We start from the raw sequence: 826 nt of genomic DNA, 5'->3' as shown, positions 1-826 counted from the left end.
TAAACCTCGCAGTGCCACATCGATTGTCGAAAACAGCGAATCTCGCTGGTCATGTTTCCTTCATCCCCATCTCTACCGCCTAGCGCTTGAGCGATCCCGCCGCATCCGCGCCTACGGGAATGCGCCCAGCTGGGCGCACTCAGTAAAAAGCCACCGGCTTGCGCCAGTAGCTTTCCACATGCTGGGGCGGCCAAGACCGCCCCGATCCACTGTGCGAATTAACGCAGCAGCGACAGCATGGTTTGCGGCACTTGGTTGGCCTGCGCCAGCACGGCGGTGCCAGCCTGTTGCAGGATCTGCGCACGCGTCATGTTGGACACTTCTACCGCGTAGTCGGCGTCTTCGATGCGCGAACGCGAAGCCGACAGGTTGGTGATGGTATTGTTCAGGTTGGCCACGGTCGATTCCAAGCGGTTTTGGATCACACCCAGGTTGCTGCGGGCCTTGTCGACGTTTTCCAGCATCTTGTCGACGGTATTGATCGTCCTTTGTGCATTGTCGACCGCGCTACCAGCAGCCGAGCCCGAGGTGCCCGTGACCGTGATGGCCCCAGTCGTCGAAAAACCACCACCCCCACTAGTAGCACCCGCGCTGATACCGCTGATCAAACCACCAGCCGTTGCATCGAAGGTGTCGATCTTGATCACATCATTGTCGGTGGTATTGGCACCCACCTGGATGCTAAGAGAACCAGTGGCATTCAGCAGGTCGGTCCCGTTGAACTGGGCGCCATTGGCGACACGATTGATTTCATCCAAGCGTGCAGAGATTTCGTCTTGCACCGACTGACGGTCTGTTGTCCCGTTGACATCGCTGGCGGCCTGAA

At 58.6% G+C, this 826-nt stretch carries 1 protein-coding gene; it reads right to left on the bottom strand.

Translation table 11 applies throughout. The annotated features are described in order from the left end of the window. Positions 1-218: 218 nt before the first annotated feature. A partial coding sequence (locus tag CCA01S_RS15055) for a flagellin (RefSeq protein WP_066459952.1) occupies positions 219-826 on the bottom strand: 608 nt, incomplete at its 5' end.

The sequence above is a fragment of the Castellaniella caeni NBRC 101664 genome, from assembly GCF_001592225.1.
GTDB lineage: Bacteria > Pseudomonadota > Gammaproteobacteria > Burkholderiales > Burkholderiaceae_B > Castellaniella > Castellaniella caeni.
Note: the sequence above shows the minus strand (reverse complement) of the source record. Positions and strands in the feature narration are given on the sequence as shown.